This window comes from Thioalkalivibrio sp. ALE11 (genome assembly GCF_000381205.1).
GTDB lineage: Bacteria > Pseudomonadota > Gammaproteobacteria > Ectothiorhodospirales > Ectothiorhodospiraceae > Thioalkalivibrio.
Genome location: NZ_KB906178.1, coordinates 1 through 20442 on the forward strand (window position 1 = coordinate 1; position 20442 = coordinate 20442).

Here is a 20442-nt window from a genome sequence, read left to right on the forward strand (position 1 = left end):
CGGCCGTGTGGCGCGTCTGGTAGGGGTTGCGGCGCTTGAGTCCCGCCTTCTTCAGCGTCGGGTACCAGACCCGGTTGTTCACGTTGCGGTACGCAATCGGATACCCGTACCGGGTGGAGAACACGTAGCGGCTGCGGTGGGTCTCCGGGCGCTGACGCATGGCCTCGCGTTCCTCCATGAGCACCCGGTACACCACGTCGGACATCTGGATCGTCCGCGTCGAACCGTCGGTCTTGGTCGTGGTCTCCTCGCCCTGCACCCGGGCCGACTGAACCAGGATCTCCCGACGGTCGAAATCGACGCAGTCCCACTTCAGCCCGTCGATCTCCGAGGTCCGCATGCCGGTGAAGAAGCGGACCAGGAAATACCCGCGCCACTCCGGCGGCGCGGCATCCAGAAACCGCTGGACCTCCTCCAGCGAGAACGGATCCACCTGCGAACGCCCGATCCGCATGGGCTTGATGCCCTGAAACGGCGTGTTAAAGTCAAAGCGGTCGGCGGCTTCCTCCAGAATCTGCTTCGTTACGTTCAGAATCTGGTTGATCCGAGAGGCTGACAGCCCCTTCCCGGTATCGCGGTTCACTTTGGCGAGTTGTGCGCGATACTGGAGAATTTCGGATTTCTGGATGTCGCCGACCTTCCGGTCCCCGAACTGCGGGACCACGTGCTTCGACAGGATGTCGGTCACCTTCGTCTGGTACGAAGGCTTCCACAGCGGAGCGTTTTCCGCGAACCAGGTGTCACTGAACTCCCGCATCGTGGGCTGATCCGCAGATGCCTCGGGACCGCTCTCCTGCGAAACGACCGCGTCCGGCTGCGCGAAGCGCTGCGCATTGCGGCTGTTCGGGAAGGTCTTGGCGTAATCGAAGACTCCCAGCTCGATTTCCGCCTCAATCTTCTTGAGCGCCCGTTCCATGGCGCGCCGGTTCTTCGGCGTATCCTGCAGTTGGGAATACTCCCGGCACCGCTGGCCCCGATACCGAAAATCGAAGAACAGCTTGCCGTTGTGGTGTACGCGAACACTAGGCATGGCACACACCTCCCCGGGCCATCGGGATTCCGAGGCCCTGCTCGGTCTGGGTCACGGGCTGGTTCTCCAGCAGCGTTTCTTCGACCTTCTCCCAGATAATGAGGTACTTGCGGCGGTCAAAGGCACGGACGAAGTGCACGCCTTCGACCAGATGCTCTTTCATGATCACGTTCCGGAAATACCGGGTATTGAACTGCAGTCGCGCTGCAGCCTGCTCTGGCGTAAGATACGTGTTCTGATTCACAGAAGTCTCCTTTTGTTGACGTATGTTAACCATACGTAACGAATACTACAGAACACGAACGTTCCTGTCAAGAACGTTTGTTAGCCAAGAGGCACGAACAATGATCCGATTTCGTCTGAAGGAACGAATAGCGGACAAGGCGTTTCAGGAGGGCCGGCGCATCACGCTGGAGGAGATCTCCAAAGCAACTGGCGTGAACCGGACAAGTCTCTCCAAGATGGCGAATCAGCGGGGTTACAACGCGACCACGGACAGTCTTGACGCTCTCTGCGCCTATTTCGACTGCCAGGTTGGGGACCTCGCCGAATACGTCCCGGACAGCGATGCGAGTGGCGAGGGTGAATCGTGAGGTGCTCCGAAGAGCGGCTCTTGGGCCCGTTCCGGGTGGTGCTCACTTTGGCGAGCCGTTTCCAGGACCTGTCGAAGGGCGTGGGCCACAAAATGGGCTACATGTGGGCTACAGATGGGCCAAAGCCGTTCGAGAGGCTTCGCGCTGAGCGCGCTTTCTTCACTTCTGCCGTCCCCGACATCGACTGACGGACTCCGCGAGAGCTTTGCGTCTACCCGAAAAACACTCGCAGAGACAACACCTTGCAGATCCCTTTGACACACCCTAAAGACGCTGTAGAATACGCGTCTCGGACACGACAGGCGCGTAGCTCAGTTGGTTAGAGCACCACCTTGACATGGTGGGGGTCGGTGGTTCGAGTCCACTCGCGCCTACCAGATTTGTGAAAGGCGAGCCCGACCTGGTCCGGCTCGCCTTTTTTTCGCCCGGAACCCGCAAATCGGGTCGGGCTGCCGGAGATCGGGGCGGTCAGACATGGAGTCCAGGCTCAGGGCGTTGGTAACGGGGCTTGCGGTGCTGTTGCTGGCCTCCGGCTGTGCGTCGCTGGAACCACGCGATGACCGCCCCGCGAATCCGCCCGCCGCACCGGCCGACGAAGGCCCCCTCGCCGAATGGATCACGCCCCGGGTGGACGCATCCCCGGGGGAATCCGGATTCCGTCTGCTGGATGATGGTGTCGAGGCCTTCCAGTGGCGGGCCTTCAGCGCGCGCAAGGCCGAGGATCGGCTGAGCATTCAGTACTACATCTGGCGCAACGATGCCGCCGGCCGGGCCCTTCTCGGCGAGCTGCTGCGCGCGGCCGACCGCGGGGTCAACGTCTCGGTACTGCTGGACGACATCGATGCCCGCGGCCGCGACGACATCCTCGCCGCCGTCGATCAGCACCCCAACATCGACATCCGCCTGTTCAATCCCTTCCGCACCCGTCACGGGATGCTCGGCAAGGGACTGGAGTTCCTGACCCGGGGCGTTCAGCTCAACCGGCGCATGCACAACAAGGCCTGGGTGGTCGACGGCCACCTGGCGATCATCGGCGGGCGCAACATCGGCGACGAGTACTTCGAGGCCAGCCCGGAATACAACTTCGCGGATCTGGACGTGGCGATCGTCGGGCCGATGGCCGCCGAGGTGGAGGCCTCGTTCCACGATTTCTGGAACAGCCAGGGTGCGATCGGCATCCAGCGCGTGGTCTCGCGCCTCCCGGATCCGCCCCGGCTACAGGAACATCGCGAGGCCCTGCAGGCATGGCTGTCGACACAGAACGACCACCCGCTGCTGCAGAAGGCCCCGGCCGGGCGCCTGCCCCCCGGACATATCGACGATGACGAGGCCTATGTCTGGACCGCGGCGGCGGACTTCGTGGTGGACCCGCCCGCCAAGGCGCTGGATACCGCGGGTTTCGATCCCGAGCGGGATGGCGGGGTCACCCCGGCGCTGCGGGCCCGCTTTTCCGGGGTACGCAACGAGCTGCGCATCATCACGCCCTATTTCGTCCCACAGCGGCGGGGCACCCGGGAACTGATCGAGATCGCGGAGCGTGGGGTTCGTATCAGCGTGCTGACCAACTCGCTGGCCTCCAATGATGTGGTGTTCACCCACAGCGGATATTCACGCCGCCGACCGACCCTGCTGCAGGGCGGCGTGGAGCTGCACGAGCTGCGTCCCACCGCCCTGCCCAACGGCGAGGAACGGGCAAGGCGCTGGGGCCTGGGCTCGTCGCAGACCAGCCTGCACACCAAGGCGTTCGTGATGGACGGCCACGAGGCGTTCGTCGGCTCCTACAACCTCGATCCGCGTTCGGCCTACAGCAATACCGAATCCGGGGTGTTCCTGCGCGAACCGGCGCTGGTCGGCCAGGTCGTGGACCTGCACGAGCGGATTATCCAGCCCGAGTTCGCCTACCGGGTCGAGCTGGACGCCGAGGACAACCTGATCTGGAGCGACGACCAGGGCCGCACGTGGCGGCGCGATCCCAAGGCCGGCCACATGCGTCAGATCCTTTCGGATCTCACCATCCTGTTCCCGGTGGAGAGCCTGCTGTAATCCCCGCGGGCAAGCCCGCTCAGGACGGACGCCGGCCGACGACCTGCACCACCGCGCCGCGACCGGTGTGATAAACCCCTTCGATCACCTCGCGCTCCAGCTCGTGGGCGTAGTCGAACTCGAGGCCATCGAGTTCCTCGCTGAGCGCGTTCAGGTCCATCATCAATTCTTCCACCGGCGGGCCACCGGTGCCGTGCGCCAGCTGTGCCGGCGTGTACGCCTCGAGGATGAAAGTCCCGCCGGGGCGCAGCCCCTGCACGACATCGGCATGCACACGGCGACGGATCTCCGGTGGCACGTGACAGTAGATCGACACGATCACATCCCAGCTTTCCGGATCAATGCGGTAGTCCGCCAGATCGGCGACCTCGGTCCGGATACTCACCCCGCGCTCGGCCGCCAGCCGTTCGGCCTTGCGCAGGCCCACCAGGGAGCTGTCGACCGCGGTCACGTCGAAGCCCTGTTCGGCCAGATACACCGCGTTGCGCCCCTCGCCCTCGCCCAGGCACAGCGCATCTCCGGGCGGCAGGGTGGCCACGGCCTCGCGCAGGAAGTCGTTCGGCTCGGTGCCGTAGGCGAATTCCTCCGTTGAATAACGATCATCCCACATCATCAACTCCTTGCATGTTCCGGGCTCCATTGCCGGGCGCGCGGGTTTGCCCTACTCTTTGCGCGCCCGGCAGTCACCCGATTGCTTCTTCATACGTTCGTTTTCACGACCAGGCCACCATGACCGAGACCGTAACCCTGCGCGGCCGCCTGACGGCCCTGATCGAAGCCAATTACACCCAGCGCTTCATCATCGGACTGATCCTGCTGAACGCCCTGACCCTGGGGCTCGAAACCTCGCATGCGGTGATGCAGGCGATCGGCCCCGTGATCAACAGCGCCGACGTGATCATCCTGTCGATCTTCACCGTCGAGGTCCTGACCAAGATGTTCGTCTACCGCCTGCGGTTCTGGCGCAACCCCTGGAACGTGTTCGATTTCTTCGTCGTTGGCATCGCGCTGATCCCGGCTACCGGCCCGTTCTCGGTGCTGCGCGTGCTGCGTCTGCTGCGTCTGGTCTCGCTGGTGCCCAAGCTGCGCTTCATCGTCGAGGCGCTGCTGCGCGCGATCCCGGGTATCATCTCCATCATCGGTCTGTTGCTGCTGATCTTCTACGTGTTCGCGATCATCGCCACCGGGCTGTTCCGCGAAACGCATCCCGAGATGTTCGGCACTCTCGGCGCGACCATGTACAGCCTGTTCCAGGTGATGACGCTGGAAGGCTGGTCGGAAGACGTGGCTCGCCCCGTCATGGAGGAGCACCCCTGGGCGTGGGCATTCTTCGTGCCGTTTATCCTGATCGCCACGTTCACCGTGCTCAACCTGTTCATCGCCATCATCGTGGATGCGATGCAGCGCATGCACGACCGCGCGGTGGAAATCGAAAAGCAGGCCATCCACGACAGCGTTCACGAGGAAAACAAGGCCCTGCACAACGAACTCCAGGCCCTGCACGAGGAGACCAGCGCGCTGCAGGAACGCCTGTCCCGGATGCAGAACCTGCTGGAACAGCGATCGCGCGAAGGACGCTAGCCGGCCTCCCCGGCCCCGGTCTCCGACAGCGGCACGCATTCGGGCCGGATGCGGGCCGCGAACGCCTCCGATATGCGGTGCAGATCCACCACATCCACCGGAAACGGCAAATCCGACTCGGCGAGGTCGGCCTCCAGTTCCCCAAGGATCGCGAAATCCAGGGCCTCGCCGGCATCCACCAGCAGGTCCAGGTCCGAAGCGGGCGCGCTGCACCCGGTGGCGCGCGAGCCGAACAGCCACACCCGCGTCCCCGCGGGCAAATGCCGGTGCACGAGACGCTCCACCACCTCCCGCTGAGCGGGCGTCAGGTCAACCACCCGGATGCTCCAGCTTCTCGATCAGGGCCTGCACGGCGGGCAGAAAGCTTCGCGCAATCTCGTACACCTCCTCCGCCACGGCTTCGTTATACGTGTGCGAGGTCATGTTGCGGGCCCTGTGGAAGGCAAACCACTGCGCGGGATCCTCGATCAATCGCCGCGTTGCCGCCAGACGAAACAGCTCCCGACGACTGAGCGGCATCACCACCTCGCGCCCCTCATCCTCGACCAGCCGCCGCTGCAGCAGCTTCCACGCCAGCTCGAAGCTGTATTCGAAGCGCTGGATGGTCGCATCGCGGATGAACTCGTCCTTCGGCTGCGCCAGCGCCCGCTCCAGCGAGGCGGCCGCGTCGCGCAGCGGGGTCACCAGCAGGCCGTCGCTCATGCGCTGCCTCCTTCCGTGGCTTCCTCGGCCAGCAGATCCTCGCCCGCCAGCAGCCGCGGCAGTTCCTCCGGGCCCAGCACCGGGACGCCCAGGGATTCGGCCTTCGCTACCTTGGATCCGGGGTCGGCGCCGGCGATGACCGCGCTGGTCTTCTTCGACACCGAGCCGGTGATCCTGGCGCCCAGCGCCTCCAGACGCGCACGCGCCTCGTCGCGGGTCATCTCCTCAAGCGTGCCGGTCAGCACGAACGTGCGCCCCGCCAGCGGGGCCTGCGCGGCCTCATCCCCGGCGTCACCGGGGGAGGCCGGGGACGGCTCCGGCACCGGCCAGTGCACGCCGGCCGCACGCAGGGCTTCGACCACCTCGCGATTATGCGGCTCGGCGAAGAAATGCACGATGTGTTCGGCCACCACCGGCCCCACGTCCGGGATCGACTGCAGGGTCTCGGCATCCGCCGCCATCAGGGCATCCAGGTCACGGAAATGCGCGGCCAGGGCCTGCGCGGTGACTTCGCCTACCTCGCGGATGCCGAGGGCGAAGATGAAGCGCGCCAGCGTGGTCTCGCGCGCGGTCTCCAGCGCGCGCACCAGGTTGTCGGCCAGTTTCGGCCCCACCCGTTCCAGCTGCTGCAGGGTCTCCGTATCCAGCGCGAACAACTCCGCCGGGGTGCGTACCCGGCCGCTGTCGACCAGCTGCTCGATCAGCTTCTCGCCGAAGCCCTCGATGTCCATGGCGCGACGCGACACGAAGTGCTTGAGCGCCTCGCGCCGCTGCGCCGGACAGACCAGCCCGCCGGTGCAGCGCGCCACCACCTCGCCCTCGGGCCGTTCCACATGCGAGCCACATTCCGGGCAGGTGGCCGGGAGTTCGATCGCGCGGGTCTCCGCCGGCCGCTCGCCTCCGGCGCGACCCACCACCTCGGGGATCACGTCCCCGGCGCGGCGCACGATCACGCGGTCGCCGATGCGGATATCCTTGCGCTCCACCTCGTCCATGTTGTGCAGGCCGGCGTTGGACACCATCACCCCGCCCACCAGCACCGGCTCCAGCCGCGCCACCGGCGTCAGGGCCCCCGTGCGCCCCACGTTGAACTCGACATCGCGCAGCGTGGTGGTGCGTTCCTCGGCCGGGAACTTGTGCGCGATCGCCCAGCGCGGGGCCCGCGACACGAACCCCAGCACCTGCTGGTCGGCCAGATCGTCCACCTTGTACACGATGCCGTCGATCTCGTAATCCAGATCGCGCCGCCGCGCGGCCAGCTCGTCGTAATAGCCCAGGCAGCCCTCCACCCCGGTCACCACGCGGCGCTCGGAACACACCGGCAGGCCGAGATCACGCAGGGCGTCCAGCACCGCCGACTGCCGCCCCGGCAGCGCCCCGCCCTCGACATGGCCCACGGAATAGGCAAAGAAACTGAGCGGGCGCCGGGCCGTCACCTTGGGGTCGAGCTGGCGCAGGCTGCCGGCGGCGGCGTTGCGCGGGTTCATGAAACCGCGCTGCCCCTCGGCCTCCAGCCCCTCGTTGAGGCGCAGGAAATCCGCCCGGCGCATGAACACCTCGCCGCGCACCTCCAGCACGGCCGGGATCGCCCCGCCCACGGCCTGCGCCCCGGCCGGATCCAGGCGCAGCGGCACCGGGCGCACGGTGCGCATGTTGGCGGTCACGTCCTCGCCGGTTTCGCCGTCGCCGCGGGTGGCGGCGCGCACCAGCACTCCGTCTTCGAACAGCAGCGAGATCGCCAGCCCGTCCAGCTTGGGCTCGGCCATGTAGGTGACGGCCTGTTCGGCACGTGCCGGATCACCGGTGTCGCGCGCCAGGCGTTCGCGCACCCGCCGGTCGAAGTCGTGAATCTCCCCGGGCTCGAAGCCGTTGGCCAGCGACAGCATCGGCAGCCGGTGGCGCACTGGCTCGAAGCCCTCGGCCGGCTGCGCGCCCACGCGCTGGGTCGGCGAGTCCGGGGTGATCCATTCGGGGTGCGCGGCCTCCAGCGCCTCGAGCTCGCGCAGGAGCTCGTCGTATTCGGTATCCGAGATCTCGGGGTCGTCGTGGACGTAGTAGCGCCGGTTGTGGTGTTCGATCTGTCGGCGCAGCGCCTCCAGGCGCTCGCGGTCGGCGCTCATTGCGTCCTCCCGCGCCGGAGGATGTCGGGCCGGTTGCGCAGCAGCCACTGGTTCAGGTCCTCGCGCATGTGCGCCAGGGTCTGGTTCGTCGCCGTCGACTGCTGCGCGTCCAGGATGGTGCCCCCGAGGTCGCGTGCCAGCGCGTGCGCGTTCTCCAGCAATGCCTCGAACGCGCGCTGCGGATGGGCGCTGTAGTGCACCTGGGTGAACAGGGTGACGCCGGGGGTCATCATGTCCGCCAGGTCCTCGTCACGCAGGGTCCCGGGCGCCACCATGTTGGCCACCGAGAACAGCGGCTGTCGTTTGTCGCTCTCGGGTTCATGGTAGTGGTAGATGTCCATCGCCCCGGGCTTGAGGCCCGCGCGCTCCAGCGCAGCGCCCAGCGCCACGCCGGTGAACGGCTTGTTCCGGGGCGCGACCACGTGCAGCAGGAGAATCTTCTCCTGCAGCGACGCCGACGCGGCGCGCGGGTTCTCGCCCGCCTTCCACGGATCGGACACATATTCGCCCAGCGATTCCGGATCCGGCCGGTCCGGCTCCTCGATCAGATCGGGATCCACCTCGTGGTCCGGGTCCAGGCGTTCGCCGACCGGGCCACGCGACTTGCGTCCGGCTCCCGGCATGCGCGCGCGCACGGCATCCAGACCCTGGCGAGTGACGGCGATCAGGCGTTCCATCGGCGACGGCTTCGCATTCCGGCGACGCTGGGACGCCGGGGCCGTCCCGCGCCCGGGCTCGGGGTCGGGGTCGGGCTCGGGCTCCGCCCGCAGGTCGCCGCCGTAATCGGTCTCGAACCCGCGCGGACCGGACGCACCATGGTCGGCGGCCCCGGCGCCGGGCTCTTCGTCCTCCAGCACGCCGTAGATGTCGTTGACCGGTTCCTGCGCGGAGGTCGAGCCGCGCGGCGCGGCCTCGAACGGATCATCCGGATCGGGCTCCGCATCCGGGCCCGGCGAGGTCACGCCGAGATGCGGCTCGCGCCGTCCGCCGGTTACGCGGGGACCCTCGTCCAGCGGATCGGGCGCGCCGGCACGGATGTGAACCGCATCATCGGCCCAGTCGCCGGCGTCATCGGCCTCGTCACGCTCGCGCGCACGCGTGCGCATGCGGTGCGTGATCCAGATCCCCGCGATCAGGACGATTCCCAGCAGCAGCAGACTCAACCGCATCCAGTCCACGAAAATTCCTCGCTCGTTGCGCCCGGCGCCGTCAGGCCCCGGCCATTTCCACGGCCTCGTCGACGTCCACACTGACCAGACGCGACACGCCCGGTTCGTGCATGGTAACGCCGATCAGCTGTTCCGCCATGGACATGGTCGACTTGTTGTGGGTGATAAAGATGAACTGGATCCGCTCCGACATCTCCCGCAGGAGCTCGCCGAAACGCCCCACGTTGGCCTCGTCCAGCGGCGCATCCACCTCGTCCAGCATGCAGAAGGGTGCCGGATTCAGCTCGAAGATGGCGAATACCAGCGCCGAAGCCGTGAGCGCCTTCTCACCCCCGGACATCAGATGGATGGTGGACAGGCGCTTGCCCGGCGGACGCGCCATAATCGCCACGCCGGTATCCAGCAGGTCGTCGCCGGTCATCTCCAGGCGCGCCTCGCCGCCGCCGAACAGGCGCTGGAATTTCTCCCCCAGCCCGGCGTTGACCTTGTCGAAGGTCTCGCGGAACAGCGTGCGGGTCTCGCGGTCGATGCGCTGCATCGCCGCCTCCAGGGTCTCCAGCGCCTCGATCAGATCGGCGTGCTGTTCCTCCAGATAGCGCTGGCGTTCTTCCAGCTCGCGGGCCTCGTCGATCGCCGCCAGGTTGATCGGCCCGAGCTTCTCGATCGCCCGGTCCAGCTCGGCGATCGCCCGGTCCCATGCCTCCACGCCGGCGTCTTCCGGCAGCTCGGCCGCCAGCTCGCGCGCGTCGAATCCGGATTCCTGCAGCTGTTCGCGCAGCTGTTCCAGCTGCGTGGCCCGTAAACGCTGGTCCAGCCGGTATTCCTCGCAGGTGGAACGCTGCTGCTCCACCCGCTGCTCCAGCTCCGTCAGCTCGCCGGCCACCTCGCGCAGGGCATGATCGCACTCGTCCAGCTGGCCGCGCGCGGCGGTCAGCGCGCTCTCGGCGGCCTGACGCGCCTCGGCCGCCGCCTGCAGGTCCTTCTTCCACTGTTCCAGCGGGGCACGCCGGCCCTCCAGACCCTCGCGCAGACGTTCCTGACGCTCGCGATCCTCGCTCAGCTGGCGTTCCAGGCGTTCCCGCTCGCTCTGTTCGCGCTCCAGCCGATGCCGCGCCTCCTGCTCGGCCAGGCGTGCCTTGCCCGCGGCATCGCGTGCCGCACGGGCCTGCTCGCGTGCCTGCTGACGGGCCTCGCGGGTCGCGGCCACGCGGGCCTCCACGGCTTCGCGATCGGCCTCCAGACCCTCCAGACGCTCGAGTGCCCGATTGCGTTCGGCCTCGGCCTCGTCGAACTGGGTGCGTACCCGTTCGTCCTCCTCGGCGACCTCTTCCAGCTCGCGGTCGATGCGCGCCTGCTGCTGTTCCAGTTGCCGCGCCTGATCGTGCAGCCGCTGCACGCGGTTCTCGCCCTCCTGCACCTGCTTGCGCTGTTCCGCGATCCGCGCGTCCACCGCGTCGCGGGCCTCGCGCGCCGCGCCGATGCGCTCCCTGCGCCCCGCCAGTGAAGCCTCCAGCGCCCGGCCGCGCTCCTGCAGGGCATCGCGCTGCTGCTCCAGCTCGCGTGCCAGGCGCACCCGTGCGACCGCCCCGCTGACTTCGGCTTCCAGCGTGCCATGCGCCAGCCAGCCCGGGCCCAGCCAGGTCCCGCCGGGGGTGATCACGCTCTCGCCCGGGCCACAGTCCCGGGCCCGCTCGCGCGCCGCCTGCGCATCGGCGGCGCAGTAGATGCCGGCCAGCCAGCGCCGCACGGCTGCCGGACCGCTCACTCGGGCAGCCAGGCTGTCGTCGGGTACCGGCTCGGCGGACGCCGTGCCATCCAGGCGGCGCAGCGGCGCCTCGGGCAGATCGGCCAGGGCCGCGGCCTCCAGCCCCAGGGGATCGCCGGCACCTTCGGGCACCTCGGCCTCCAGCCAGTTCCCCAGCACCGCCTCCACCGCGGTGTCCCAGCCGTCCTCGACCTCCAGCGCCTGCACCAGCGGGCGACCGGCATCGATACCGTGGCGCCGGGCCCATTCCTCGCGCCGCTTGCGAGTCGCCTCGGGATCGGCCTCGCCACCGAAGGATTCCAGCCCGGCCAGGCGCCCCGCGACCTCGCGGTGCTCGCGCTCCACGGCATGGGCCTGTTCCTGTTCCTCCGTCTGCTCCGCCTCCAGACGCTCCAGCTCGGCGCGCGCCTCGGCGCTGCGCGCCTGCTCCGCCTCCAGGGCCTCGCGCAGTCCGGCGAGCTCGCCCTCCACGCGCTCGGCCTCCTCGCCCGGATGGGTCTGCGGCAGCGCGGCCTTTTCGGATTCCAGCTTCTCCCGCCGGCGCGCGAGGCGCTGGCGGGTCTGTTCGGCGCTGTCCATCCGCGAACGGGCCACCTGCGCGGCCTGACGCGGTTCGGCCAGGTTGCGCTCCCATTCCTGCTGGGCCTCGCGCGCCGCCTGGTCTGCCTGTTCGGCCTCCTCGGCGGCGGCCTCCAGGCGCTGCTGTTCGCGTTCCGCATTCTCCAGCGCTTCGCGCAGGCGCTCGCATTCGCGCTCCGCCTCGCGGATGCGCCCGGCCACCGCATCCTGCTGCTCGCCCGCCGTGCGGATGCGCGTGTCCAGGTCCTCCAGTTCGCGCGTCTCGCGCTCCAGTTCAGCCTCGGCATGGCGAATCGACTGCTCCAGGCGCGATACCTCGGCGGCGCGGTCGTAGTACGCGCTCTGCGCCTCGGACACTGCCGCCTCGCGGTCCACGCGCTGCTGGCGCAGGGTCTCGGAGCGGGTGCGCGCGTTCTGCGCCTCGGCCTGCAGCCGGGCGAGTTCGGTCTCGGCGGCGGACAGCTCGGCGCGGCGGCTTTCCAGCGCGGCCTCTTCCGCCTGCAGCCGCAGCAGGATCGCCTCGGCCCGCTTGCGCCGGCGATCCGCGGCCAGCTGCTGGTAGCGCTCCGCGGTCGCCGCCTGTCGGTTCAGCCGCTCCGCCTGCTTGCCCACCTCCTCGCGCAGGTCATCCAGGCGCTCCAGGTTTTCGCGCGTGTGGCGCACGCGGTTCTCGGTCTCGCGCCGGCGTTCCTTGTATTTGGAGATCCCGGCCGCCTCTTCCAGATAGGTGCGCAGGTCCTCCGGACGCGCCTCGATCAGCCGCGCGATCATGCCCTGCTCGATGATGGCGTAGCTGCGCGGCCCCAGCCCGGTACCCAGGAACAGATCCACGATGTCACGCTTGCGCGCGCGATGGCCGTTCAGGTAGTACTTCGACTGCCCGTCGCGGGTAAGCGCGCGCTTGACCGCGATCTCGGTGTAAGCGCTGTATTCGCCGCCCAGTCGCCCTTCGGAGTTGTCGAACACCAGTTCGATGCTGGCCTGTCCCACGGGCTTGCGGCTGGAGGAGCCGTTGAAGATCACGTCCTCGCCCGAATCCCCCCGCAGATGCTTGGCCGAGGATTCGCCCATCACCCAGCGCACGGCATCGATGGTGTTCGACTTGCCGCAGCCGTTGGGCCCCACCACGCCTACCCGGTTGCCGGGCAGCACCAGGGTGGTGGGGTCCACGAAGGACTTGAAGCCGGCCAGCTTGATTCGGGCAAGGCGCACGTCGGTATCCTGGGTGTTCCGCAGCCTGGGGTGTACGGGCGTAGAATGGTACACGCTTACAGGTCGAACGTGACCCCGACGGGAACTCGCGCGCGACCCGCTTCTCCAACCGCGCACGCTAAAACAGCCGAAACACGAGAACGCATTCATGCCCAGCCAGCCGAGCAAGACCCTGGACACCTTCGACAACCCCTCCCCGGACAACAACTTCGCGATCTACATCCGGATCCCGGAGTTCACCTGCCTGTGCCCGGCGACGGGGCAGCCGGACTTCGCCGAGCTGCATCTGCAGTACGTGGCGGACCAGCGCTGCGTGGAGCTGAAGTCGCTGAAGAACTACATGTGGTCGTTCCGCAACGAAGGGGCGTTCCACGAGGCCGTAACCAACCAGATCCTCAACGACCTGGTGGCCGCGACCGATCCGCGATTCATGCGCCTGACCGCCAATTTCTACGTGCGCGGCGGGATCTACACCACGGTGGTCGCGGAACACCGTCAGGAGGGCTGGACCCCGCCGGAGAGCGTGACCCTGCCGCCGCCGACGCGCAGCCCGCAGGGCACCGAATACTGACATCGCCGTGCACCCGTCCCGGGCCATCGGACTGGACGTCGGCACCTCGGGGGTGCGCGGCGTGTTGCTGGACCCCGACGGAGGGCGCCGCGCCACCGCCAGCCGCGCGCTGGCACCCGCCGGTATCCGGCATGACGGTCCACTGCACCAACAGGAGCCGGAGCGGTGGTGGGAGGCGCTGCAGGAGGTGCTGGCAGAACTGACCGACGGCCTGGAGGGTGAACCCGTCGCCATCGCGATCGACGGCACCTCGGGCACCCTGCTATGTACCGACGAACAGGGCCACCCGCTCCACCCGGCGCTGATGTACGACGACCGCCGGGCGGCCCCGGCGGTGCCCCGCCTGGCGCGCCTGGCCCCGCCCGAGGCCGCGGTCCACTCGGCCTCCAGTTCCGCCGCCAAGCTCCTGTGGCTGCGCGGGGAACACGGGCTCTCCGGCGTGCGCCGCGTGCTGCACCCGGCCGACTGGCTGGCCGGCCGCCTGCGCGAGCGCTACGACCGCATGGACGAGAACAATGCCCTCAAGCTGGGCTACGACGTGGTCCGGCGCCGCTGGCCGGAATGGCTGCTCCGCGAGCTCGGCGACGAGATCGGCCTGCTGCCCGAGGTGGTGCCGGCGGGCACCCCGCTGGGCCCGGTGGACCCGGACCTGGCCGCGAACCTCGGCCTGAATCCGGCCTCAAGGGTGGTCGCGGGCACCACCGACTCGATTGCCGGTTTCCTCGCCGCCGGGGTCGCGGATACCGCCACCGGCGTCACCAGCCTGGGCTCGACGCTGGCGCTCAAGCAGCTCTCTCCGCGGCCGCTGTTCGCGCCGGAACTGGGGGTGTACAGCCACCGCCTCGGGGATCGCTGGCTGGCCGGCGGTGCGTCGCACAGCGGCGGGGCCGTGCTGCGGCAGTTCTTCGACAATGCAGACCTGGAGCGGCTGGGTGCGGCCCTGGATCCGAAGCGCGACAGCGGCCTGGACTATCTCCCGCTCCCCGGCCCCGGCGAACGCTTCCCCGTCAACGATCCGGATCTGCTGCCCCGCATGGAGCCCCGCCCGACGGACGATGCGCTCTTTCTGCAGGGGCTGTTCGAAGGGATCGCGCGCATCGAACGCGATGGCTATGCACGGCTGCGGGAACTGGGCGCGCCCGCGCTGCAGCGCGTGGTGACCCTCGGCGGTGGCGCGCGCAGCCCCGCCTGGAGCCGGATCCGGGCGCGCATCCTCGGGGTCGAGGTGAGCACGGCAGCGGACGACGAGGCCGCGGTCGGTACTGCCCGTCTTGCGCGGGGCACCGCGCTCGCGGCGCTGCAGGAACCGGATCCGGCCTGACCCGGAGCCGGGCCCGGTTCTACGCCCGGATCAGGTCAGCACGCCGCGCAGACGCTCCACCGCCTCGCGCAGCCGGGCCTCGCTCTGGGTATAGGCGATGCGCAGATGGCGCGCGCCATCGGATGGACTGAAATCGGTCCCCGGCGTCAGCGCCACGCCCGCCTCGTCGAGGATGCGGGCGCACAGCGCCTCGGAATCCGCGCCATGGGCACTGCAGTCGGCATAGATGTAGAACGCCCCTTCGGGACGTGCGCGCACCTCCAGGCCGAGTTCCGGCAGGGCCTGCAGCAGGAAGTCGCGGCGGCTTTCGAGCTCGCGCACCCGCTGCTGCAGTTCCGCTTCGGTGTCCGGTTCGAAGGCGAACATCGCCGCCGCCTGGGCCACGCTGGAGGGCGCCACGAACAGGTTCTGCGCCAGGCGGCGGACCGGATCGACCCACGAGGGCGGTACCACCATCCAGCCCAGGCGCCAGCCGGTCATGGCGAAATACTTGGAGAAGCTGTTGATCACCACCACGTTCGGGTGCAGGGCCGCGGCACTGCGCTCGGGCTCGCCGAATACCAGCTGGCCGTAGATCTCGTCCATGATCACCAGCCCGCCGCGGGCCTCCACCACCGCCACGATCTCCGCGAGGGTCTCGCGCGACAGGCAGGTGCCGGTGGGGTTGGCCGGCGACGCCAGCAGCACGGCGCGGGTCGTGTCGCTCCAGGCCGCGGCCACCGCGTCGGCGGTTGGCTGCCAGGCGTCCTCGGCCGACACCACCAGGGGCCGGGGCCGCGCACCCCGGGCCGCGACGAACTGCCGGTTGCAGGCGTAGCCCGGGTCCGGCAGCAGCACCTCCTCCCCGGGATTCACGCCGGCCGCCAGCGCCAGCAGGATGGCCGCCGAGGCCCCGGACGTGACCACGACCCGTTCCGGGTCCACTTCGGCCGCGTGGCGGTTGCGGTAGTCCTGCGCGATCGCCCGGCGCAGTTTTTCGCGCCCGTGCGCCGGCGTGTAGCGGGTTTCCCCGGCGGCCAGGGCGATCTCGCCGGCGGACACCACACCACGCGGGGTCACGAAATCCGGCTCGCCGACCTCCAGATGGATGATGTCGCGGCCGGCGCGCTCGGCCGCCTGGGCGCGGTCGAGGATGTCCATCACGCGGAACGGCTCGACCACCTGCGCAAAATCCGACAGGGCGGGCTCAGCGCTTGCGGACATGACGCATCAACCTTTTGCGTTTCTGCTGCTGGCGCGGCGTAAGCTGGTTGCGCCGGCCGGCATAGGGGTTCTTTCCGGAACGGAACTCCAGCCGCAGGGGCGTCCCCACCAGCTTCAGCTGACGGCGGAAGAAGTTCTCCAGATAGCGCTTGTAGGCCCCGGGCAGACGGTCGGTCTGATTGCCGTGGACCACGATCACCGGCGGGTTCTGCCCGCCCTGGTGCGCATAGCGCAGCTTGATCCGCCGCCCGCTGACCAGCGGCGGCGCATGCTCGGCCACCGCGGCTTCCAGCAACCGGGTCAGCTCCGGGGTGGAGATGTCCACGAACGCACTGGCGTGGGCCTCGCGCACGTCGTCCAGCAGGTGCCCGACGTTGGTGCCGTGCAGGGCCGAGATCAGGCGCATGCGCGCGTAATCGACGAAGCCGAGACGACGCTGCATCTCGGACCGGACCCACTCGCGATCGTCCGGGTTCATGCCGTCCCACTTGTTCACGGCCACCACCAGCGCACGGCCGGCATCGATCACCAGCCCCAGCAGGTGGGCGTCCTGATCCGACAGGCCGGCACGGGCATCAATCACCATGATCACCACGTGCGCGGCCTCGATCGCCTGCAGGGTCTTGACCACGCTGAACTTCTCGACGGTCTCGTGGACCCGGGCGCGGCGCCGCACCCCCGCAGTGTCGATCAGGGTGTAGTCGTGGTCCTCGCGCGTGAACGGCACGAAGATGCTGTCGCGGGTGGTGCCCGCCACGTCGGTGGCGACTACCCGTTCATCCCCGAGGATGCGGTTGACCAGGGTGGACTTGCCGGCATTGGGCCGCCCCACCACCGCAACACGGATACCCGGCCAGTCGTCCAGCGCGGCCTGCTGGGCGTCCACGTCGAGGCCGTCGCCGGCGCCCTCGCCTTCACCGCCTGCCGCTTCCCGATCCCGGGCCACGTCTTCCCGCACGGCCTGCATCAGGCCGCGCACGCCGCGACCGTGGGTCGCGGCGATCGGGGTGACATCGCCCAGCGCCAGGGCGTGGAACTCCGCGCTGACCACGTCGGCATCCAGGCCGTCGGTCTTGTTGACGATGACCCGGGCACGCACGCCACTGGCACGCAGCTGCTCGGCGATCGCCTCGTCCTGCGGCGTCAGGCCGTCACGCGCATCCACCAGGAACAGCACGTGATCGGCCTCGGCGACCGCGCGGCGGGTCTGTTCGGCCATGGCCCGGTCGACCCCTTCTTCCTCGCCGGACAGGCCGCCGGTGTCCACCACCATGTAGGGAAACTCGCCCACCCGGCCGATTCCGTACTGGCGGTCGCGGGTCAGACCGGGCATGTCCGCGACCAGCGCGTCGCGCGAGCGGGTGAGCTGATTGAACAGGGTCGACTTGCCCACATTCGGGCGGCCGACCAGCGCGATGACGGGGATCATGAGGGGATCAGGCGTCCTCGTCGATGCGCGCGTCGATCGCGGTCAGCCGACCGTTGTCGGTGATCACGTACAGGGTATCGCCCTCCAGCACCGGCCGTGCCACCACGGCGCCGCGCGCCACGCGGGTGCGGGCGGCGAATTCGCCGTCTTCCAGGTCGAGCCAGTGCAGGTAGCCCTCGAAATCGCCGACGATGGCGTAACCCTCGTGAATCACCGGCGCGGTCACCCCGCGCAGGCGCAGACCCGCGTTTTCCCACAGATCCCCGCCGTTGCGCGGATCCACCGCGCGCACGTGGCTGTCGGCGTCGCTGACCACCATCACGTTGCGGCTGATCGAGACATCCCCGCCCTGATAGGACGAGAACTCCCGGTCCCAGTAGAGCTCGCCGGAATTGAGATCCACCGCGGCCATGCGCCCCTGGTAGCTGACACCCAGCGCCGCACCGCGGTAGACCGGAATATGACCATCCACGTCCACCATGCGCTCGACCTCGGAGCGGCCGGTGGGCACGCCCAGGGTCGCCTCCCACAGGGTGTTGCCGCGGGTGAGGCCCAGCATCATCAGCCGACCGTCATCGAAGCCGGCCAGCACGCGCCCGCCCACGATCTGCGGCACATGCGCCCCGCGCAGACTCAGTGCCGGCGTGGTCCGCAGCGCGGTCCACTGCACCGCGCCGGTTGCCGCGTCCATGGCGTGCAGCCGACCGTCATTGGTGCGCGCGATCACCATTCCCGACGCGACCTCCGAGATCCCGATGACTTCGCTGGAGAGCTGATTCCGCCAGCGCTCGCCTTCGCCGTCATCGCTCACCGCAATCGCCAGACCTTCCAGGGTCCCCACAACCACGATGCCCTCGCCGACGCCCACGCCCGAAGCGATGCGCACGTCGTCCAGTCGCGTCTGCCAGGCGCGGGCGCCGGATTCCCGGTCGTGCGCCACGATCCGGCCATCCGCGCCGGCCGCGAACACCCGGTCGTCCTCGATCGCCGGATAGACTTCCCAGAGGAAGCGATCCGCGCCCCGCCCCAGCGAGGCTGACCAGCGTTCGGAGGGTTCGCCGCGCACTTCGAAATCGGTCAGTTCCGCCGGAGGCTCGCTCTCATCCCGGGAAAACAGGCCACAGGCACTCAGTGACAGTGCCAGGCCCGCCACCGCGAACCACTGCAGGGCGTAGCGTATTTTCGCGAAATGATCCATGTCGGCGGGCGTCCTCACGCGGAGAGATCCTCGAATTTCAGTTGCAGGTATTCCGGGCTGTGGCCGGCGTCCAGGGCCTCGCGGTAGCGCTCGCGGGCGGTGTCGTGGTCACCCCGGGCACGTGCCAGATCCCCGTCGAGTTCCAGCCGCAGGCCGCGGAATGCATCGTGCTCGACGGTGGCGAGGACCGATGCGGCTTCGTCCAGGGCCTCGGTCCGGATGAGCTGACGCACCAGCCGCAGACGGAACAGCGCACGATGGCCGTCATCCGGGGCGGCGTCCACGGCCTCGCGCAGGGCGGCCACCGCGGCCTCTTGCTCGCCACCGGCCAGCGCGACCTCGGCGCGGTGGGCCCAGGCCAGCGCCACGTAGGGCGTACGCCCGCCATGTTCGATCAGTTGCCGGGCCATTTCGTCGGCCTGGTCGAACTGGCCGGCGCGCATGCTGAACTGCAGCGCCTGGTACATCTCCGATGCCTGCTCGGCACGTTCGGCCTGCTGACCGCTCCACCAGTTATAGCCGAACAGGCCGGCGATCCCGAGCACCAGCCCGGCGATGACCGCCATGCCGTTGTCGGACCACCACTGCTTGATCCGTTCCGCCTTTTCTTCGTCGGTGAGATAACTCATGTCAGGTATTCCTTCAGGATTGCAGGGCGGTGTCCATATGCGCGGACAGATCGGCACGCGCCACGGTCTGCTGTTCGCCGCCCTCGCCGCGCAGCGGCTTGACGGTCACGGTGCCCGCCGCGGCCTCGTCGGGCCCCAGTACCAGCGCCACGCGCGCACCCAGCCGGTCCGCGCGTTTCATCTGCGATTTCATGCTGCCACCGCCGCAGTGCTGTACCAGTTGCAGATCGGGACGCGCCTCGCGAAGTTCCTCGGCCAGTCGCAGCGCCTCGCCCGTCTGTTCCGTATCCGGCACCACCAGATAGGCGTCCGGCACCCCGGCCGCCGGCGCGTCTTCGCGGGCCTCCAGCAGGGCCACCAGGCGTTCCAGCCCCATGGCCATGCCGATTGCCGGCGTCCCGCGGCCACCCAGCTGCTCCACCAGGCCATCGTAACGCCCACCGGCGCACACCGTACCCTGCGCCCCCAGCTCGTCGGTGATCCACTCGAACACCGTATGGGTGTAGTAGTCCAGCCCGCGCACGAGACGCGGGTTGTGCTCCCAGGCGATGCCCAGCGCATCCAGGTGACCGCAGAGCGCATCGAAATGCGCCCGCGATTCGGCGTCCAGATGGTCCATCAGCGACGGGGCCGTGGCCACCACCTCGCGGGTCCCGGGATCCTTGCTGTCGAGGATGCGCATTGGGTTGTCGTACAGCCGGTTGCGGGCCTCTTCGTCCAGCTGCTCCCGATGCGCCTCGAAGTGCGCGATGAGGTGCTCCCGATACTGCGCGCGGCATTCCGGGGTTCCCAGCGTGTTGAGCTCCAGGCGCACGTTGCTCAGACCGAGCATGCGCCACAGACGCGCGGTCATCGCCAGGACCTCGGCATCGATGTCCGGTCCCGGCAGACCGAACACCTCGACTCCGACCTGATGGAACTGGCGATAACGCCCTTTCTGCGGACGTTCGTGGCGGAACATCGGCCCCATGTACCACAGCCGCTGAACCTGGTTGTGCAGCAGCCCGTGCTGGATGCCGGCGCGCACGCAACTCGCCGTGGCCTCCGGGCGCAGGCTCAGGCTGTCACCGTTGCGGTCCTCGAAGGTGTACATCTCCTTCTCCACGATGTCGGTGACATCGCCGATGGATCGCGCGAACAGCTCCGTGGCCTCCACCAGCGGCATGCGGATCTCGTGGTAACCGTAACGCGTCAGCAGGTCACGCAACTGGTCCTCGAGGTGCTGCCACAGGTGAACGCTGTCGGGCAGGATGTCGTGCATCCCGCGAATGGATCGGATGGCTTTCATCGGGTGTAT

18 protein-coding genes and 1 tRNA gene are annotated in these 20442 nt (G+C 68.7%); 6 read left to right on the top strand and 13 right to left on the bottom strand.

Annotated elements, in window-relative coordinates; all coding sequences use genetic code 11:
* Together F620_RS0112105 and F620_RS0112110 are read right to left on the bottom strand one after the other, a co-directional pair.
* Positions 1–1030: Arm DNA-binding domain-containing protein (locus F620_RS0112105; RefSeq protein ID WP_026331453.1), on the bottom strand; the 1030-nt coding region annotated here is incomplete at its 3' end.
* Complete coding sequence (locus F620_RS0112110; RefSeq protein WP_019570762.1) at positions 1023–1274, bottom strand: hypothetical protein; 252 nt, start codon at positions 1272–1274, stop codon at positions 1023–1025. The genes F620_RS0112110 and F620_RS0112105, both read right to left, overlap by 8 nt.
* Before the next feature lie 100 nt (positions 1275–1374).
* Here F620_RS0112110 and F620_RS0112115 point away from each other — a divergent pair, with 100 nt between their 5' ends.
* The 3 genes from F620_RS0112115 to F620_RS0112130 all read left to right on the top strand — a co-directional run bounded on the left by F620_RS0112115 (position 1375) and on the right by F620_RS0112130 (position 3666).
* Positions 1375–1623, top strand: a complete 249-nt coding sequence (locus F620_RS0112115; RefSeq protein WP_018936623.1) for a helix-turn-helix transcriptional regulator — start codon at positions 1375–1377, stop codon at positions 1621–1623.
* 300 nt (positions 1624–1923) lie between these two features.
* Positions 1924–2000, top strand: a tRNA-Val gene (locus F620_RS0112125).
* Positions 2001–2136: 136 nt separating this feature from the next.
* Entirely contained in the window at positions 2137–3666 is a 1530-nt protein-coding gene (locus tag F620_RS0112130) for a phospholipase D family protein (protein WP_019570764.1), read from the top strand.
* A gap of 19 nt (positions 3667–3685) precedes the next feature.
* Here F620_RS0112130 and F620_RS0112135 read toward each other — a convergent pair whose 3' ends face one another.
* Positions 3686–4276 carry a cyclopropane-fatty-acyl-phospholipid synthase family protein gene (locus F620_RS0112135; RefSeq protein WP_018870381.1) on the bottom strand — a complete coding sequence of 197 codons (591 nt, stop codon included), beginning with the start codon at positions 4274–4276 and terminating at the stop codon, positions 3686–3688.
* 119 nt (positions 4277–4395) lie between these two features.
* Here F620_RS0112135 and F620_RS0112140 point away from each other — a divergent pair, with 119 nt between their 5' ends.
* Positions 4396–5247: an ion transporter gene (locus F620_RS0112140; RefSeq protein WP_019570765.1), complete on the top strand. Its 852-nt coding sequence runs from the start codon at positions 4396–4398 to the stop codon at positions 5245–5247.
* Here F620_RS0112140 and F620_RS0112145 read toward each other — a convergent pair.
* The 5 genes from F620_RS0112145 to smc are packed head-to-tail and all read right to left on the bottom strand — an operon-like array spanning position 5244 to position 12794.
* On the bottom strand, positions 5244–5564 hold the full coding sequence (locus F620_RS0112145; RefSeq protein WP_019570766.1) for a nucleotidyltransferase family protein: 321 nt from the start codon (positions 5562–5564) through the stop codon (positions 5244–5246). The genes F620_RS0112140 and F620_RS0112145 overlap by 4 nt on opposite strands.
* On the bottom strand, positions 5557–5949 hold the full coding sequence (locus F620_RS0112150) for a nucleotidyltransferase substrate binding protein (RefSeq protein WP_019570767.1): 393 nt from the start codon (positions 5947–5949) through the stop codon (positions 5557–5559). Before F620_RS0112150 ends, F620_RS0112145 begins: the two co-directional genes overlap by 8 nt.
* Positions 5946–8069, bottom strand: coding sequence for an NAD-dependent DNA ligase LigA (ligA, locus tag F620_RS0112155; RefSeq protein WP_019570768.1), 2124 nt, complete (start codon positions 8067–8069; stop codon positions 5946–5948). The genes F620_RS0112150 and ligA overlap by 4 nt, the downstream gene beginning before the upstream one ends.
* Positions 8066–9247, bottom strand: coding sequence for a cell division protein ZipA (gene zipA / locus F620_RS0112160; protein ID WP_019022494.1), 1182 nt, complete (start codon positions 9245–9247; stop codon positions 8066–8068). Before zipA ends, ligA begins: the two co-directional genes overlap by 4 nt.
* Positions 9248–9278: 31 nt before the next feature.
* The gene (gene smc / locus F620_RS0112165) at positions 9279–12794 is read right to left on the bottom strand and encodes a chromosome segregation protein SMC (RefSeq protein WP_019570769.1); all 3516 of its coding nucleotides are present in this window, start codon (positions 12792–12794) and stop codon (positions 9279–9281) included.
* A gap of 148 nt (positions 12795–12942) precedes the next feature.
* On the opposite strand from smc, the gene queF reads away from it, so the two are divergent.
* Entirely contained in the window at positions 12943–13365 is a 423-nt protein-coding gene (gene queF, locus F620_RS0112170; protein WP_018870388.1) for a preQ(1) synthase, read from the top strand.
* Positions 13366–13372: 7 nt separating this feature from the next.
* Positions 13373–14686 carry an FGGY-family carbohydrate kinase gene (locus F620_RS0112175; protein ID WP_019570770.1) on the top strand — a complete coding sequence of 438 codons (1314 nt, stop codon included), beginning with the start codon at positions 13373–13375 and terminating at the stop codon, positions 14684–14686.
* A 30-nt stretch (positions 14687–14716) separates the two neighbouring features.
* Here the strand turns inward: F620_RS0112175 and F620_RS0112180 are convergent, their stop codons facing one another.
* Genes F620_RS0112180 through hisS form a run of 5 tightly spaced genes read right to left on the bottom strand, consistent with a single transcriptional unit; the run spans position 14717 to position 20433 of the window.
* Positions 14717–15889, bottom strand: coding sequence for an aminotransferase class I/II-fold pyridoxal phosphate-dependent enzyme (locus F620_RS0112180; protein WP_019570771.1), 1173 nt, complete (start codon positions 15887–15889; stop codon positions 14717–14719).
* Positions 15873–17318 (bottom strand): ribosome biogenesis GTPase Der, encoded by a 1446-nt coding sequence (gene der / locus F620_RS0112185; RefSeq protein WP_019570772.1) that lies wholly within the window; start codon positions 17316–17318, stop codon positions 15873–15875. Before der ends, F620_RS0112180 begins: the two co-directional genes overlap by 17 nt.
* A gap of 7 nt (positions 17319–17325) precedes the next feature.
* Positions 17326–18516 (bottom strand): outer membrane protein assembly factor BamB, encoded by a 1191-nt coding sequence (bamB, locus tag F620_RS0112190; protein ID WP_019570773.1) that lies wholly within the window; start codon positions 18514–18516, stop codon positions 17326–17328.
* 14 nt (positions 18517–18530) lie between these two features.
* The gene (locus tag F620_RS0112195; RefSeq protein ID WP_019570774.1) at positions 18531–19145 is read right to left on the bottom strand and encodes a tetratricopeptide repeat protein; all 615 of its coding nucleotides are present in this window, start codon (positions 19143–19145) and stop codon (positions 18531–18533) included.
* A gap of 13 nt (positions 19146–19158) precedes the next feature.
* Positions 19159–20433 carry a histidine--tRNA ligase gene (gene hisS, locus F620_RS0112200; protein WP_026331455.1) on the bottom strand — a complete coding sequence of 425 codons (1275 nt, stop codon included), beginning with the start codon at positions 20431–20433 and terminating at the stop codon, positions 19159–19161.
* Between the last annotated feature and the right edge of the window lie 9 nt (positions 20434–20442).

Excerpts from the sequence above, each read along its gene's own strand:
- F620_RS0112115 (WP_018936623.1), top strand. The coding sequence starts at position 1,375 with ATGATCCGATTTCGTCTGAAGGAACGAATAGCGGACAAGGCGTTTCAG.
- F620_RS0112135 (WP_018870381.1), bottom strand. The coding sequence starts at position 4,276 with ATGTGGGATGATCGTTATTCAACGGAGGAATTCGCCTACGGCACCGAG.
- F620_RS0112140 (WP_019570765.1), top strand. The coding sequence starts at position 4,396 with ATGACCGAGACCGTAACCCTGCGCGGCCGCCTGACGGCCCTGATCGAA.
- F620_RS0112150 (WP_019570767.1), bottom strand. The coding sequence starts at position 5,949 with ATGAGCGACGGCCTGCTGGTGACCCCGCTGCGCGACGCGGCCGCCTCG.
- ligA (WP_019570768.1), bottom strand. The coding sequence starts at position 8,069 with ATGAGCGCCGACCGCGAGCGCCTGGAGGCGCTGCGCCGACAGATCGAA.
- queF (WP_018870388.1), top strand. The coding sequence starts at position 12,943 with ATGCCCAGCCAGCCGAGCAAGACCCTGGACACCTTCGACAACCCCTCC.
- F620_RS0112180 (WP_019570771.1), bottom strand. The coding sequence starts at position 15,889 with ATGTCCGCAAGCGCTGAGCCCGCCCTGTCGGATTTTGCGCAGGTGGTC.
- der (WP_019570772.1), bottom strand. The coding sequence starts at position 17,318 with ATGATCCCCGTCATCGCGCTGGTCGGCCGCCCGAATGTGGGCAAGTCG.
- bamB (WP_019570773.1), bottom strand. The coding sequence starts at position 18,516 with ATGGATCATTTCGCGAAAATACGCTACGCCCTGCAGTGGTTCGCGGTG.
- F620_RS0112195 (WP_019570774.1), bottom strand. The coding sequence starts at position 19,145 with ATGAGTTATCTCACCGACGAAGAAAAGGCGGAACGGATCAAGCAGTGG.
- hisS (WP_026331455.1), bottom strand. The coding sequence starts at position 20,433 with ATGAAAGCCATCCGATCCATTCGCGGGATGCACGACATCCTGCCCGAC.